The sequence below is a fragment of the Streptomyces sp. NPDC028635 genome (assembly GCF_040637635.1).
Lineage (GTDB): Bacteria > Actinomycetota > Actinomycetes > Streptomycetales > Streptomycetaceae > Streptomyces.
In genome coordinates this window covers 234,253-248,340 of the sequence record NZ_JBEZWX010000008.1, presented here as the reverse complement: position 1 = coordinate 248,340, position 14,088 = coordinate 234,253, and the positions used below count along the sequence as shown (strand labels likewise).

Annotated in this window: 13 protein-coding genes; 9 read left to right on the top strand and 4 right to left on the bottom strand. The window is 72.5% G+C overall.

Translation table 11 applies throughout. The features are described 5' to 3' along the window. Positions 1–274: hypothetical protein (locus AB0E88_RS12145; RefSeq protein ID WP_361628009.1), on the top strand; the 274-nt coding region annotated here is incomplete at its 5' end. A 99-nt stretch (positions 275–373) separates the two neighbouring features. On the opposite strand, the gene glgX is transcribed toward AB0E88_RS12145, so the two are convergent. Continuing rightward, complete coding sequence (glgX, locus tag AB0E88_RS12140; protein ID WP_361628006.1) at positions 374–2,620, bottom strand: glycogen debranching protein GlgX; 2,247 nt, start codon at positions 2,618–2,620, stop codon at positions 374–376. 152 nt (positions 2,621–2,772) lie between these two features. On the opposite strand from glgX, the gene AB0E88_RS12135 reads away from it, so the two are divergent. The 6 genes from AB0E88_RS12135 to AB0E88_RS12110 all read left to right on the top strand — a co-directional run bounded on the left by AB0E88_RS12135 (position 2,773) and on the right by AB0E88_RS12110 (position 9,578). Continuing rightward, positions 2,773–4,017 (top strand): Ig-like domain-containing protein, encoded by a 1,245-nt coding sequence (locus tag AB0E88_RS12135; RefSeq protein WP_361628003.1) that lies wholly within the window; start codon positions 2,773–2,775, stop codon positions 4,015–4,017. 142 nt (positions 4,018–4,159) lie between these two features. Then, positions 4,160–5,392, top strand: coding sequence for an Ig-like domain-containing protein (locus AB0E88_RS12130; protein ID WP_361628000.1), 1,233 nt, complete (start codon positions 4,160–4,162; stop codon positions 5,390–5,392). Between the two features lie 78 nt (positions 5,393–5,470). Further along, positions 5,471–6,238: an enoyl-CoA hydratase-related protein gene (locus tag AB0E88_RS12125; protein WP_361627997.1), complete on the top strand. Its 768-nt coding sequence runs from the start codon at positions 5,471–5,473 to the stop codon at positions 6,236–6,238. Between the two features lie 205 nt (positions 6,239–6,443). Beyond that, positions 6,444–7,052 (top strand): ATP-binding protein, encoded by a 609-nt coding sequence (locus tag AB0E88_RS12120; RefSeq protein WP_361627994.1) that lies wholly within the window; start codon positions 6,444–6,446, stop codon positions 7,050–7,052. A 577-nt stretch (positions 7,053–7,629) separates the two neighbouring features. Beyond that, on the top strand, positions 7,630–8,400 hold the full coding sequence (locus AB0E88_RS12115) for a polysaccharide deacetylase family protein (protein WP_361627991.1): 771 nt from the start codon (positions 7,630–7,632) through the stop codon (positions 8,398–8,400). Continuing rightward, positions 8,400–9,578, top strand: a complete 1,179-nt coding sequence (locus AB0E88_RS12110) for a YncE family protein (protein WP_361627988.1) — start codon at positions 8,400–8,402, stop codon at positions 9,576–9,578. Before AB0E88_RS12115 ends, AB0E88_RS12110 begins: the two co-directional genes overlap by 1 nt. A gap of 7 nt (positions 9,579–9,585) precedes the next feature. On the opposite strand, the gene AB0E88_RS12105 is transcribed toward AB0E88_RS12110, so the two are convergent. Next, positions 9,586–10,215: a GNAT family N-acetyltransferase gene (locus tag AB0E88_RS12105; RefSeq protein ID WP_361627985.1), complete on the bottom strand. Its 630-nt coding sequence runs from the start codon at positions 10,213–10,215 to the stop codon at positions 9,586–9,588. 47 nt (positions 10,216–10,262) lie between these two features. Between AB0E88_RS12105 and AB0E88_RS12100 the strand changes: the two genes are divergently transcribed. Together AB0E88_RS12100 and AB0E88_RS12095 are read left to right on the top strand one after the other, a co-directional pair. Further along, positions 10,263–11,177, top strand: coding sequence for a MerR family transcriptional regulator (locus AB0E88_RS12100; RefSeq protein ID WP_361627982.1), 915 nt, complete (start codon positions 10,263–10,265; stop codon positions 11,175–11,177). A 58-nt stretch (positions 11,178–11,235) separates the two neighbouring features. Continuing rightward, positions 11,236–11,448, top strand: a complete 213-nt coding sequence (locus AB0E88_RS12095; protein ID WP_361627979.1) for an EF-hand domain-containing protein — start codon at positions 11,236–11,238, stop codon at positions 11,446–11,448. Between the two features lie 47 nt (positions 11,449–11,495). Here AB0E88_RS12095 and AB0E88_RS12090 read toward each other — a convergent pair whose 3' ends face one another. Then, positions 11,496–12,284 (bottom strand): ATP-binding cassette domain-containing protein, encoded by a 789-nt coding sequence (locus AB0E88_RS12090; protein WP_361627976.1) that lies wholly within the window; start codon positions 12,282–12,284, stop codon positions 11,496–11,498. Then, entirely contained in the window at positions 12,281–13,933 is a 1,653-nt protein-coding gene (locus AB0E88_RS12085) for a 2-isopropylmalate synthase (RefSeq protein ID WP_361628036.1), read from the bottom strand. Before AB0E88_RS12085 ends, AB0E88_RS12090 begins: the two co-directional genes overlap by 4 nt. Between the last annotated feature and the right edge of the window lie 155 nt (positions 13,934–14,088).

The window sequence follows — 14,088 nt, the reverse complement described above, 5'->3', positions numbered from 1 at the left end:
CACCGTCACCGGCAGCACCGACCTCGAATCCCTCAAGGTCGCCGCCAACAGCCTCACCGGCAAGGACGAGGCCTACGGCACCAACTGGACCGACGTGAATGTGCCCACCGCCATCGGCATCCCCGACGTCAACAACGACGGCATCCCCGACATCTGGGCCCGCCTCGCCTCCGACGGCTACACCCGCATCTACCACCCCTCCCGCACCAACACCAACGCACCCGTACGCGTCGTCCTGTCCGTGAACTGGAACACGATCAAGTCCTTCGGCTGACCGACACGAAACACCGCAGCACACCACCGGGCCCCGGCCACCCCCCTCAAAAGGGGCGGCCGGGGCCCGGCCGTCGTCGGGCGCGGACGGCGGAACCGCTCAGTGCACCCGCAGCAGCAGCACCGACCGCCCCGGCACGCTGATCGCCGTGCCCGCCGGGTGCGTCACCTCGGGCGCCCGCGCCTGCTCCTCCCGTGCGGTGTCCACGACGACCTCGTACCGCTCCGCCCACGGTGGCCCCGGCAGCACGAACTCCACCGGGCCCTCCCCGGCGTGCAGGACCGCGAGGAAGCTGTCGTCGAGGATCGGTGCCCCCCGCTCGTCGCGGCCCGGGATGTCCCGCCCCGAGAGGTACATGCCGAGGGTCGCGGCCGGCGCGTACCAGTCCCGTTCGGTCATCTCGGTGCCGCGCGCGGTGAACCAGGCGAGGTCCCGCAGTCCGTCCGCGGCCTGCGGGCGGCCGGAGAAGAAGGCCCGGCGGCGCAGCACCGGATGGCGGTGGCGCAGGGCGATCAGCCGGGAGGTCAGGTCGAACAGGGCCTTCCAGCCGGGCTCGTCCAGCAGCCGCCAGTCCACCCAGCCCAGCTCGTTGTCCTGGCAGTAGGCGTTGTTGTTGCCGCGCTGGGTGCGCCCCATCTCGTCACCCGCGACCAGCATCGGCACACCGGTGGACAGCAGCAGCGTGGTCAGCAGGTTGCGCAGCTGCCGTCTGCGCAGGGCGAGGATGCCGGGGTCGTCGCTCTCACCCTCGGCCCCGCAGTTCCAGGACCGGTTGTCGTCGCTGCCGTCCCGGTTGCCCTCGCCGTTGGCCTCGTTGTGCTTGCGCTCGTAGCTGACCAGGTCGCGCAGGGTGAAGCCGTCGTGCGCGGTGATGTAGTTGACCGACGCGTACGGCCGCCGCCCGCCCCAGGCGTACAGGTCGCTGGAGCCGGACAGCCGGTAGCCCATCTCCCGCACGTCGGGCAGGGCGTGCCGCCAGAAGTCCCGCACGGCGTTGCGGTAGCGGTCGTTCCACTCCGTCCACAGCGGGGGGAAGGCGCCCACCTGATAGCCGCCGGCGCCCACGTCCCAGGGCTCGGCGATCAGTTTCACGCGCCGCAGCACCGGGTCCTGGGCGATGACCGCGAGGAACGGGGACAGCATGTCGACGTCGTGCATCGAGCGGGCGAGGGCCGCCGCGAGGTCGAAGCGGAAGCCGTCCACGCCCATCTCGGTGACCCAGTAGCGCAGCGAGTCGGTGATCAGGCGCAGCACGTGCGGCTGCACGACGTGCAGGGTGTTGCCGCATCCGGTGTAGTCGGCGTACCGGCGCGCGTCGGACTGCAGACGGTAGTAGCCGCGGTTGTCGATGCCCTTCAACGACAGTGTCGGACCGTACTCGCCGGCCTCGGCGGTGTGGTTGTAGACCACGTCGAGGATGACCTCGATCCCGGCGGCGTGCAGCGCGCGCACCATCCGCTTGAACTCCCCGACCTGCTCACCGGTCGTGCCCGAGGCGGCGTAGGCAGCGTGCGGGGCGAAGTAGCCCATGGAGTTGTAGCCCCAGTAGTTGCGCAGGCCCCGCTTGAGCAGATGGTCCTCGTGGGCGAACTGGTGCACCGGCAGCAGCTCCACCGCCGTCACCCCGAGCCGGGTGAGGTGCTCGACGGCCGCCGGGTGCGCGAGGCCCGCGTAGGTGCCGCGCAGCTCCTCGGGGATGCCCGGGTGCAGGCGGGTGAAGCCGCGCACGTGCAACTCGTAGATCACCGAGTCGGCCCAGGGTGTCTTCGGGCGCCGGTCGTCGGACCAGTCGTCGTCGTCGTGGACGACGACCCCCTTCGGCACGTACGGCGCGGAGTCCCTCTCGTCGCGGACCGTGTCGGCGACGTGCTGGTCCGGCCAGTCCCGCACATGCCCGTACACCTCCGGCGGCAGCCGGCTGTAGTCGTTCCCCTTGGCTCCGTCCACCGCGCGGGCGTACGGGTCGAGCAGCAGCTTCGCCGGGTTCCAGCGGCCACCGGTCCAGGGGTCCCAGCGGCCGTGCACCCGGAAGCCGTAGCGCTGACCGGGCAGCACGCCCGGCACGAAACCGTGCCAGATCTCGTGGGTCAGCTCGGTCAGCTTCAGCCGCGTCTCGACGCCGTCACGGTCGAAGAGGCACAGTTCGACGCCCTCCGCGCCGCCCGCCCACAGGGCGAAGTTCGTCCCGGCCACCCCGTCCGGGCCGACCCGGTAGCGGGCGCCCAGCGGCGTCGGCGCGCCCGGCCACACGGGCAGGCGCTGCATCCCGTTCACAGCGGCGGCCGGGCGCCCCTGCTCAGCGGCGCGCCCTGCCGTCACCGCCTCCTGCTCGGCTGCGCTGGACACCGTTCAGCCTCCCGCGGCTCATGGCGAGACCCGTTCGGGGCGTACGGCGTCCCAGGCCGCTCCCCGTCGTGTCGTCGTCCTCCTCACAGTTCTGCCCAGACCGTGGCTCGCACTCACGTTTCCCCGGGGCGACCCCGCTCGTTGGGCTGCTCGTGAGGCACGTACACGGGCGCGCGCGGCGCGCGGGGGCCGCGCTGGCCGCCGTACTGACATGGGCAGGACTGCTGGCGGGAGCCGCCGGCTGCACGTCGGACGGCTCCGGCGGTCCGGGCGGGATCTTCGGCAAACCGGGCGCTGCCGAGGACGTCATCCACATCTCCCCGGACGACGGCAGCAAGGGGGTACGGCCGGAGCGGAAGCTGCGCGTCACGGTGCCCGACGGCCGGCTGGAGTCGGTCAAGGTGGTCGCCTCCCAGGACGCCCAGGACACCCCGGTGCCCGGCCATCTCTCCGCCGACGGCCTGACCTGGCGCCCGGACGACGACCGGCTCGCCCTCGCCGCCCGCTACACCGTGGACGCGGTCGCCGTCGACGGCGACGGGGACCGCTCCGCACGCCACGCCACGTTCACCACCTACGTCCCAGCGGAGCGCTTCATCGGGTACGTCACCCCGGAGAACCGCTCGGTCGTCGGCACCGGGATGATCGTGTCGATCCAGTTCAACCGCGAGCTGGCGAACCGGGCCGCCGTCGAGCGGGCCATCCGGGTGCGCGCCGAGCCGGCCGTGGACATCCGCCCGCACTGGTTCGGCAAGGACCGCGTCGACTTCCGCCCCGAGCGCTACTGGCAGCCCGGCACCAAGGTCACCGTCGATCTGGCGCTGCGGGACGTGGAGGGGGCGCGCGGGGTGTACGGGCTGCAGTCCAAGTCGTTCTCCTTCACCATCGGCCGCAGCCAGGTGTCCCTGGTGGACGCCGCCGACCACACCATGGAGGTGCGCCGCGACGGCGCGCTGCTGGCCACGGTGCCGATCACCGCGGGCTCGCCGAAGAACACCACCTACAACGGCAAGATGGTGGTGATGGAGATGCTCGAGGTCACCCGCATGAACGGGGCCACGGTCGGCTTCAAGAAGACCGACGGCAAGGGCGAGTACGACATCCCGGACGTGCCGCACGCCATGCGGCTGACCGACTCGGGCACCTTCCTGCACGGCAACTACTGGGCGGACGAGGACGTCTTCGGCACCACCAACGTCTCTCACGGCTGCGTCGGGCTGCGCGACGCCAAGGGCGGCGGCTCCGACACCCCGGCGGGCTGGTTCTTCGACCGCAGCCTGATCGGGGACGTCGTCGAGGTGATCAACAGCAAGGACAAGACGGTGGCGCCCGACAACGGCCTCGGCGGCTGGAACCTGAGCTGGAGCGAGTGGAAGGCGGGTGGCGCGGTGCGCTGAGCGAGCCCGGTGGGAGTTGGGACGGAACGGTGACATTCCGAGGCCGTCGGCGCTCCTGACCGGGCAGTTAATATGCGCTTCATGCGCGCGCGGCGCGCGGGGCGTGTGGGCCTGACGCAGGCCCGGGGGAGGGAGAAACAAGTTGAACATCCGGCCGATATCGGGGGCATCGGTTGCGGGGCGCGGGCGGGGCCGCGCGGGGCTCGCGCTGGTCGCGGGCGCCGTGCTGTTCGCCGTCACGGCGTGCGGCGGGGGCGGGGGCTCGAACGCCGAGGAGGGCAAGGGGGGTGACGCCTCGGCCGCCGCGGACAAGCAGTCCGAGGCCGTCGTCACCGTCGCGCCGAAGGACGGCGCCACGGCCGTCGACACCAGCGGCGCCCTCAAGGTCAGCGCGGCCAAGGGCAAGCTGACGGAGGTCGTGGTCAAGGACGCCAAGGGGACGAAGGTCGACGGGGCGATATCCGCCGACGGCTCCTCCTGGACGCCGGCCGCGCACCTGGCCGCCGCCACCCGCTACCAGGTGCACGCGGTCGCCAAGGACGCCGAGGGCCGTACGGCGGCCGAGGACTCGGCGTTCACCACGCTGACCCCGAAGAACACCTTCACCGGCACCTTCACCCCGGAGGACGGCTCCACCGTGGGTGTCGGCATGCCGTTCTCGCTGAACTTCTCCCGGGGCATCACGCACCCGCAGGACGTGGAGAAGGCGATCAAGATCAAGACCGAGCCGGCGGTGGACGTACAGGGCCACTGGTTCGGCAACGACCGCCTCGACTTCCGTCCCGAGCAGTACTGGAAGTCCGGCACCAAGGTCACGGTCACGCTGAACCTGGACGGCGTCGAGGGCCGCCCCGGTGTCTACGGCAAGCAGAAGAAGACGGTGTCCTTCACCATCGGGCGCAACCAGGTGTCCTACGTGGACGCCAAGAAGCACACCATGCAGGTCACCCAGGACGGCAAGGTCGTCAAGACCCTGCCCGTCACCACCGGCAAGCCCGGCTACGACACCTGGAACGGCCAGATGGTCATCAGCGAGAAGCTGACCGTGACCCGCATGAACGGCGAGACGGTCGGCTACGGCGGCGAGTACGACATCAAGGACGTCCCGCACGCCCTGCGCCTGACCACCTCCGGCACGTTCCTGCACGGCAACTACTGGGGCGGCGACGCCTTCGGCAACTACAACGCCAGCCACGGCTGCGTCGGCCTGCGCGACGTGCGCGGCGGCTACGACAGCTCGGTGCCGGCGGCCTGGTTCTTCAACCACTCGCTGATCGGCGACGTGGTGGTCGTGAAGAACTCCCACGACGAGACGGTCGCCCCGGACAACGGCCTCAACGGCTGGAACATGCCGTGGGCGGAGTGGACGAAGTAGGTCCGCCGATCCGACGGGCCCGGTGCTGTGACCTACGGCACCGGGCCCGATGTCGTTAGTCGTGGTTAACCTGCTGGCATGACCGTACATCTCGAAGTCGCCGAAGGCGTCGGCACGCTGCGCCTCGACCGCCCGCCGATGAACGCGCTGGACGTCGCCACGCAGGACAGGCTCAAGGAACTCGCCGAGGAGGCCGGCCGCCGCGACGACGTGCGCGCGGTCGTCGTGTACGGCGGCGAGAAGGTGTTCGCGGCGGGCGCGGACATCAAGGAGATGCAGGCCATGGACCACACCGCGATGGTCCTGCGCGCCCGCGCCCTGCAGGACGCCTTCACCGCCGTGGCCCGCATCCCCAAGCCGGTCGTCGCCGCGGTGACCGGCTACGCGCTCGGCGGCGGCTGCGAGCTGGCCCTGTGCGCCGACTACCGCATCGCCGGCGAGAACGCCAAGCTCGGCCAGCCGGAGATCCTGCTCGGCCTGATCCCCGGCGCCGGCGGCACCCAGCGCCTGTCCCGGCTGATCGGCCCGTCCAAGGCCAAGGACCTCATCTTCACCGGCCGCATGGTGAAGGCCGACGAGGCGCTTGCGCTCGGACTGGTCGACCGGGTGGTGCCGGCGGCCGAGGTGTACACCGAGGCGCACGCGTGGGCGGCGAAGCTGGCCCAGGGTCCGGCGCTCGCGCTGCGCGCGGCGAAGGAGTCCGTCGACACCGGCCTGGAGACGGACATCGACACGGGCCTGGCGGTGGAACGCAACTGGTTCGCGGGCCTGTTCGCCACCGAGGACCGCGAGCGGGGCATGAAGAGCTTCGTCGAGGAGGGCCCGGGCAAGGCCAAGTTCCTCTGAGCCCACCAGGGCCCGGCCGGAGCGATGTGCCGGCGAACACAGGGTCAGGCGCTTGCAATTGACGTCGTGTCTGATGCGGGGTCCCTCGATGGGGCGGTTTATGGGAACCTTTGGGCAACCTTAAGCCTGCCTTGTCGAGGGAGCCTGTCGATTGCCTTCGGTCGAGCCGTCGCCGCAGGTCAGCGGGGCTGCGGCGGCCTCCGAAATGCCCGGCGCATATGCCGCTCGCAAGCGGTGGAACGGGGGCGTCAGGGGGGCGTATTCCGGCAGAACGGCCCCCGACGCCCCCTCGGACGGCCATGATGGGGGCATGGCGGGGCTGGAGGGCATCGAACAGCCGCGGGGACACGGCCGTGCTGTGGCGGCGCGCTGGTCGCCTGCGGTGGAGGACGAACGGGCGCTGAAAGCACTGGAGTTGTTCGGCAATCCGGCGGAACAGGATGTGCCGTTGCCGTCCCGCCCCGAGTCCGCGGCCACCGCGCGCCGGCTGACCCAGGTGGTGATCCTGCGCCACTGGGGGCTGACCCCCAAGCTCGCCGAGGACGCCGTCCTGCTCGTCTCGGAACTCGTCGGCAACGCCGTCCGCCACACCGGCGCCCGCGTCTTCGGTCTGCGGATGCGCCGGCTGCGCGGCCGCATCCGCGTCGAGGTCCGCGACCCCTCCCGCGGCCTGCCCTGTCTGATGCCCGTCCGGGAGACGGACATCAGCGGCCGCGGCCTGTTCCTGGTCGACAAGATCGCCGACCGCTGGGGCGTCGACCTGCTGCCCCGGGGCAAGACGACCTGGTTCGAGATGCGGGTGGGCGACCGCTAGGGCGGGGCCTGGGCGCACAGCCCGCAGGGCTTCTGTGAGGGGTGACCACGCGCAGGGCCTCGGCGAGGGGCGGCCGCGCACAGGGCCCTTTTGACGGGTGACGCCCGCAGGACCGCTGACCGGTGACGCCCCCGGACTCTCTGCCGGGGTGACGCGCCACGTCCGCAGGGCCTCTGACGGTGACGCCCGCAGGACCCTGTGTCAGGTGACGCGGCCCGGGCTCTCGGACGGGGTGACGCGGCACGCACACAGGGTCTCTGGCCGGTCCCCCCGCGGGCCCCTCTGGCGGATCACGCGGTCCGCAGGGCACCCGACGGGTGACGCCCCCCGGGCCCTCTGGCGGGGGTGACGCGGCACGCCCGCAGGCCCCACTGGTGGGGTCGCGCGGCCCGCAGGGCCTCTGGCATGCGACGCCCGCGGCGCCCTCTGGCGGGTGACGCGGCACGCCAGGAGGTGGGCCGGCGGGCGGTCCCGTCCGGCCGCGTCCGTCCGGGACGGTGCCGGCAGCGACCCGCGCCCCCTGTGGCGACCGGGTGAATAGCCCGATTTTCGATGGTTCGCCCCTTTAAATGGTCACGTGACCGCACCCGACCGCCGCACGGCCCTGCGCGCCGGTACCGGCCTCCTCGCCGGCGCCGCACTCAGCTCCGCCTGCTCCCAGCCCGGCGATGCCGTCCGGCCCGCCGCGGCCCGCCCCGCGCCGCACTCGTCACCGGCCGCGGCCCCCGCCCCGCGCCGCTACCCCGGTGTGCCCGCCCAGATCACCCACGGCCCCCGCACCCGCCCCCGCGTCGCCCTCACCCTCCACGGCCAGGGCGATCCCGCGATCGCCCGCGCCCTGCTCACCGAGGCCGAGCGGCACGGCGCCCACCTCACCGTCCTCGCCGTCGGCACCTGGCTCGACGAGCACCCCGAGATGGCCCGCCGCGTCCTCGACGGCGGCCATGACCTCGGCAACCACACGCAGCGCCACCTCGGCATCAACACGATGCCGGAGGCCGAGGCCCGCGAGGAGATCACCGCCTGCGCCGAGCGGCTGAAGAAACTCACCGGCTCCATCGGCACCTGGTTCCGCCCGTCGCGCGCCCCGCAGGCCTCCCCGCTCGTCGCCCGCCTCGCCGCCGAGGCCGGCTACCCGCACGTCCTGTCCTACGACGTCGACTCCCTCGACTACACCGCGCCCGGCGCCGCCGCCGTCACCCGCAAGGTCCTCGGCGAGGTCCGCGACGGGTCCGTGGTGAGCCTGCACTTCGGCTACCGGGACACGGTCGCCGCGCTCCCCGCCGTCCTCGAAGAACTCGACCGCCGCGGTCTGCGCGCGGTCACCACCACGGAGCTGATCGGCTGATGGACCTGAAGCGAACGACCCGCACCCTGCTCGCCGGCGCCACGCTCGCCGCCCTCGCCGCCTGCGGCGGCCCGGGCTCCGGCCACGGCACCGCCGAGACCACCAAGGCGGCCCTGCCCGCCCCGGCGAAGAAGCAGCACACCGTGCCCGGCCTGCCCGGCATGCCGCCCGTCCTGGACCCCAAGGACGTCTACGCCGCCGACCGCCCGAACAAGCTCTCCCCGGTCGTCAAGGACTTCCCGTCCCGGGTGTACGTGCCCAACACCGAGTCCAACACGGTCAGCGTCATCGATCCGAAGACGTACCAGGTGATCGAGACGATCCCGGTCGGCCGCCAGCCGCAGCACGTCGTGCCCTCCTGGGACCTGAAGACGCTGTGGGTCAACAACGACCGGGGCAACACGCTCACCCCCATTGACCCGCGCACCGGCAAGGCCGGCAAGACGGTCGACGTGCACGACCCGTACAACCTCTACTTCACCCCCGACGGCAAGTACGCCGTCGTCATGGCCTCCCTCGACCGCGAGCTGGTCTTCCGCGACCCGCACACCATGAAGCGGATCAAGACCGTCCCCGTCTCGTGCTACGGCGTCAACCACGCCGACTTCTCCCTGGACGGCCGCTACTTCATCGTCTCCTGCGAGTTCAGCGGCGAACTGCTGAAGGTCGACACGGCGTCGATGAAGGTCATCGGCCAGGAGAAGCTGCCGTTCCGCGGAGCGATGCCGCAGGACGTGAAGATCTCGCCCGACGGCAAGCGGTTCTACATCGCCGACATGATGGCCGACGGCATCTGGGTCCTCGACGGCGACAAGTTCACCAAGCCCACCCTGCTGCCCACCGGCAAGGGCGCCCACGGCCTGTACGTCAGCCGCGACTCCCGCGAGATGTACGTCTCCAACCGCGGCGAGGGCACCATCTCCGTCTTCGACTTCCAGCAGAACAAACTCACCAAGAAGTGGCGCCTGCCCCAGGGCGGCAGCCCCGACATGGGCGGCGTCTCCGCCGACGGCAAGGTGCTGTGGCTCTCCGGCCGCTACAACGCCGAGGTGTACGCCATCGACACCCGCACCGGCGAACAGCTCGCCCGCATCAAGGTCGGCAGCGGCCCGCACGGTCTCGCGGTCTACCCGCAGCCCGGCCGCTACTCGCTCGGTCACACGGGCATCTTCCGCTGACGGGCTCTCACCGGGGCAGCAGCAGCGCCTCCGCGCCGGCCTGCCGGTAGCCCGCCGCCTGGAACGCCCGCGCACTGCGGGCGTTCCCCGGCGAGACCTGCGCCCACAGCGGCTCCCCGGCCAGCTGCCGCGCCGCCGTCACCAGGGTCCGGCCCAGCCCCCGGTGCCGTACGTCCTCGTCGACCTCCACGGACACCTCCAGCCGCCCGGCCACGCCCCGGCCCAGCACCACCACCCCGCCGTCCGCCGTCCAGGCGCGCACGTCGTCGCGGCGGCGGCGGGCGTAGGCGACGCGGGGGTGGTCGCCGGCCAGCTCCTTCAGGGCGATCTCCGGCTCGCCCGGCAGCGGGGCGGCCACCAGCAGCGCGTCGACCGTATCCATGGTCCGGCCGGTGCGGCGCAGGAACGCGGCGAGGAAGAGCGGGTTCAGCGTCGCCGCCAGCGGGTCGCACCCCGCCGCCTCCAGAGCGGCGTACACCCAGGCCGGGTCCTCGTCGGTGAAGACCACCGAGTGCGCGGTGAAGGACAGCACCCCGGCGTCCCGTGCGCCCTCCTGGGGCACGACCGTGGTGCCGCCGTCCGGCGGCGGGAAGACACCCCGCGCGGCCGCGTCGAGAATGTCCCGCAGGGTTCCCATCACCGCTCCTTGAGTCTCCACCCGCTGGAAGGCCCACACTCGCAGACATGATCGAGAACGGCACCGGTCTTTTCACCATCGGCGCGCTGGCCCGCGCCACCGGCCTGACCGTGCGCACCATCCGCTACTGGTCCGACGAGGGTGTCCTGACCCCGGTGACCCGCTCGTCCGGCGGCTACCGGCTCTACGACGCCGAGTCCGCGGCCCGCCTGGAACTGATCCGCACCCTGCGCGAGCTGGGCCTCGGCCTGGACGACGTCCGCACGGTGCTGGCGGGGGAGCGGACGGTCGCCGAGGTGGCGGCGGCGCACGTGGCGGCGCTGGACGCGCAGATCAGGTCGCTGAAGGTGACCCGTGCGGTGCTGTCGACCGTGGCCCGCAGGGGCTCGAGCGCCAAGGAGACGACCCTGATGAACAAGCTGGCGAGGCTGTCCGCGGCGGAGCGGAAGCGGATCCTCGAGGATTTCATGGAGGAGATCTTCGACGGGCTGGACGCGGCGGACCCCGACATCCGGCGGCGCCTGCGCTTCATGACCGCCGACCTGCCCGACGACCCGACGCCGGAGCAGGTGGACGCCTGGGTGGAGCTGGCCGAGCTGATCCAGGATCCGGACTTCCGGGCGCTGATGCGCGGGATGGTGCGGTTCAACGCCGCGGACCGGGGCCCGGACGTCCCGGCGGGCACATCGCTGTGGTTCATGAGCCGTCTGGTGCAGCTCGCGGGTGAGGCGCGCGGGCGGGGCATCGCTCCGCAGGCGCCGGAGGCGGAGGACGTGCTGCGTTCCCTGCTCGGCGACGCCGACCCCTCGGCGGTGCTCGACCGGCTGACCGCGGCCTCGAACGCGCGGGTGGCGCGCTACCGCGAGCTGTCGGCGATCGTGAACGGCCTGGGACCCCAGCCGTCGCACGAGGAGGACTTCGCCTGGGTGGTCGCCGCACTGCGGGCGCGCGCGGGCCGTTAATCTGACCTGCGGCACTACGCCGGCACGAGTAAGAAACGCGACAAAAAGGGGCGGATCGGTGGCGGACATCGAGGAAGCACGCAAGCAGTTCCAGCGGATCGACGCGGACGGTGACGGTTTCATCACCGCTGCCGAGTTCAAGAGCGCCCTCGCCCAGGAGGGTGACTGGAACGTCACCGAGTCGGTCGCCGAGGCCATCATCAAGTCCCGTGACCTCAACGGCGACAAGGTGCTGTCCTTCGACGAGTTCTGGGCGCACCTGAACAAGTGACGTGCACCACAAGGGGCGCCCGCCGGTCAGCGGCGGGCGCCCCTTCGTCATGCCCGGCGCCGGATCCGCACACTCCAGCGGCCCCCGTGGCGTTGAAGCGCCAACGGCAGGTCGAAGCACGCGCCCAGCCGGTCGCCGGTGAGGACCTCGTCGGCCGGGCCCTGGGCGAGAGTGCGGCCGTCGCGCAGCAGCAGGGCGTGCGTGGTGTGCCCCGGCAGCTCCTCCAGGTGGTGGGTGACCAGGACCGTCGCGAGCCGTGGATGCGCCCGGCGCAGGGCGTCCAGTGCCTCGATGAGCTGCTCGCGCCCCGGCAGGTCCAGGCCGGTCGCGGGCTCGTCGAGCAGCAGCAGCCGCGGCTCGGGCAGCAGCGCGCGGGCGATCAGGGCACGGCCGCGCTGCCCCTGCGACAGCGTGGGCCAGCGCGCCTCGCGCAACCCGCCCAGCCCGAGGGTGCCGACGAGCCGGTCCGCGCGCTCCTGCTGCTCCCGGGTGGGACGCCACCGGGGCAGCGGCGCGACGGAGTTGGTCAGCCCCGTCAGCACGACGTCCCGTACCCGCAGCGGCTCGGCGAGCGGATGGCGCGGGTCGACATGGCCGACGTACGCGCGCAGTTCCCGCAGGTCCACGCGGCCCAGGCGGCGGCCGAGCACCTCGACCCGCCCCCGGGTGGGATGGACGCGGGCGCCGAGCAGGCTGAGCAGTGTCGACTTGCCCGCCCCGTTGGCTCCCAGCAGCGCCCAGTGCTCGCCCGCGTGGACGCCGAGGGACACCTCCCGCAGGATCGGCCGGCCGTCGCGCACCACGTGGACGTCCTCGGCGCGCAGCACCTCGTTCACCCGGCGACCGCCCGGTTCACCGCGGACAGCACCGCCCGCACCCGGGCCTCGAGGTCCGAGCCGGCCTGCGCGGCGCCCCACACCGGGGTGCCGTTCACCCGGCACTCGGCGTACGCCGCCGTACCCGCCCCGGCCGGGTGCCCGGCGACCTCCAGCACCTCGGCGGCGTACCCGGCGCCGGCCAGCGCGTCGGCGAACGCGGCCAGCGGGCCCGGGCCGGTGCCCTGGAGGTCCCAGGTGCGCTCACCGGTGTGCACGGTGCACACGAAGCCGCCGTCCCCGAGGACGGACCAGGCGTCCAGCCGGATCTCGCCCTCGTCGAGGTAGGTGCTCCGGAACAGCTCGTACAGCTCGTCCGGACTCGCCTCGCGGCCGCTGTCGTCGGTGGCCCGCTGCACGACCCGCGAGAAGTCGGGCCGCATGCGCGCGGGCAGGTCCAGGCCGTGGCGGGCGCGCAGCAGATACGCCGTGCCGCCCTTGCCGGACTGGGAGTTGACCCGGATCACGGCCTCGTAGGAGCGCCCCACGTCGGCCGGGTCGATCGGCAGGTACGGCACCTCCCACGGGGCGTCCGCCTCCGGCACGCCCGACTCCTTCGCCCGGCGGGCGTGGTGGTCGAGGCCCTTGCTGATGGCGTCCTGGTGGGTGCCGGAGAACGCCGTGTACACCAGGTCGCCGGCGTAGGGGTGGCGCGGGTGCACGGGCAGCCGGTTGCAGTGCTCGACGGTCTCCCGTACGGCGTCGATGTCGCCGAAGTCGACCATCGGGTCCACGCCTTGGGCGTACAGGTTCATGGCCAGGGTCACCAGGTCGACGTTGCCGGTGCGCTCTCCGTTGCCGAACAGGCATCCCTCCACGCGCTGCGCCCCGGCCAGTACGGCGAGTTCGGCGCAGGCGACGCCGGTGCCGCGGTCGTTGTGCGGGTGGACGGAGAGGATCACGGCGTCGCGGCGGGCCAGGTTGCGGTGGGCGTACTCGATCTGGTCGGCGTAGACGTTGGGGGTGGCGATCTCGACGGTGGCGGGCAGGTTGTGCGTGACCGGCCGGTCCGGGCTCGCGTCCCACAACTCCGTGAGACCGTCGCACAGTTCGAGGACGAAGTCCGGCTCGGTGAGGTTGTAGGTCTCGGGGGAGAACTGGAAGCGCACGTGCGGGGCGTCGCCGGCCCGGCGGGCCATGTGCTCGGCGGCCTCCCGCACGGTCCGCCGCACCGCGCCGCGGTCCCGGCGCAGGACGACGTCCCGCCACACCGGCGAGGTCGCCACGTACAGGTGGACCACCGCCCGCGGCATCCCCTCGATCGCCTCGAACGTGCGGTCGATCAGCTCCGTCCGTGCCGGGGTGAACACGACGGGTGTGACGTCGTCCGGGACGGCCCCGGCGGTCACCAGGTGCCGGACGAAGCCGAAGTCGGCGCGGCTGGCCGACGGATAGCCGACCTCGATCTCCTTGTACCCCAGCGCGACCAGCAGGTCGTACAGGCGGCGCTTGCGCGCGGTGTCCATCGGCTCGGCCAGCGCCTGGTTGCCGTCGCGCAGGTCGACCGGCACCCACAGCGGGGCCCGCTCCAGCCGGGCGCCGGGCCAGTCACGGCCGGCGACGGGGACGGGGACGCGCTCGTGGAAGGGGCGGTAGCGGTGGTACGGCATTCCGCTGGGGCGCTGCGGATTCCAGGGGTGCGGATCCCGGGGGCGCGGATTCCGGGGGTACGGCGTCCCGCTGGACGGCTGCGGATCGGTCACGGCGTCGGTGGTCATCGTCGGCTGCCTTCGGCTCGGTCGGACGGTGACCGGCAGCACGGCGT